This is a genomic window from Flavobacterium sp. DW-iso2 (assembly GCF_058725285.1).
Map to the genome: position 1 here is coordinate 1 of NZ_JBZXDY010000066.1, position 1,319 is coordinate 1,319.

The 1,319-nt window shown below is 32.6% G+C and carries 2 protein-coding genes; both read right to left on the reverse strand.

Translation table 11 applies throughout. The features are described from left to right. Positions 1-50: 50 nt before the first annotated feature. A complete protein-coding gene (locus tag AC4PRO_RS18100) occupies positions 51-947 on the reverse strand; it encodes an IS3 family transposase (RefSeq protein WP_492118388.1) in 897 nt (298 codons plus the stop codon). Next, a complete protein-coding gene (locus tag AC4PRO_RS18105; RefSeq protein WP_492118389.1) occupies positions 947-1,258 on the reverse strand; it encodes a transposase in 312 nt (103 codons plus the stop codon). Before AC4PRO_RS18105 ends, AC4PRO_RS18100 begins: the two co-directional genes overlap by 1 nt. Positions 1,259-1,319: the final 61 nt, after the last annotated feature.

Below are 1,319 nucleotides of genomic sequence, written 5' to 3' on the forward strand. Positions count from 1 at the left end.
TGTTTTGACCCCTATAAAACAAGAGTACTATTTTAAATTTCGATTTTTAATTAAGCGGTTAATTTTTTCATTTCTATTAGATGTTTATCCGAGTTCCATTTCTCCATTGGAGTGATTCTTCCTAGGAGTCCATGAAGTCTTTCATTGTTATAAAAAGAGACAAATCGTTTTAATATCTGCTGAACCTCTCCAAAAGTTCGATAATCGAACCTGGAAAACACTTCCTTCTTCAAGATTCCATGATAGGCTTCTATATGAGCATTTTCTTCAGGTGTTGCGACATGGGTAAATTCTTGTTGAACACCTATTAACCCTAAATATTCACGGACGCTTTTAGCTATAAATTGACTTCCATTATCACTTCTAATAACAACGCTTTCAGGGTAGTTATATTCGTCAAAAAGTTGGGATAGTAATTCTATAACGTGTTTTTGCTTTATGTTGAAAGAAAAATAATCCTTTAAAATTCGTCGTGTATGAACATCAATTACAGATAATAAATATGCATTTTTACCAACATTTGGCACCCATACCATTTTAATATCCATTTCTAAACATTGCAATGGTCTAGAAGTATAAACTTTCCTAAATTTCACAAACTTACGTCCAGAACCACTTCTGTTAATTCTATTCTCGAGTTTTAAAAGTCCTTCTTCTTTCATAATTCGGTACAGTTTTTTATGATTTATTTGGTAGCCATCTCTATTTAGATACTTGGTCATCAACCGATAACCACAATCTATAAATTCATGTTTTAAGATTTTTTTAATAGATTTTACAACATCTGATTGACTAACAAAACCATTTTTATGATGAAATGTTACTGCCGTAGGATGATTGCCTTTCTTACCAAAATTTGGTTTTCTATAATAACTACTGCTAATTATACCAACCATCTTTATTATCTTAGCCTTGCTACATTTATGCTTTTGATAAATAGAGTTCACTAAATCTTTCTTGGATCGGATGTCCCAAACTTTTTTTTTAAAAGCTCCCTTTGTACCTCTAATTCTATTTCTTTATTGCTCAGTAGCTTGCGTAGAATCCGATTTTCCTCTTCTGCATCTTTCAGCTCTTTGCTTTTAGTGTCATAGGTGACTTTTAAGCCAGCCTCGCCTTTGTGTTCGTACTTCTTCTTCCAGTTATATAAACTTGCCGTACTCACGCCAAACTTACGGCATGCTTCTACAATACCAGTATCCTCTGAAGCAGCTAGTATTTCTAGCTTCTGAGCTAAAGTCCATTTCTTGTATTTCATATCTCAAATATATAATTTTGAAATTTAAAATAACACTCCGAACTATTAAGGGGCTAAACTA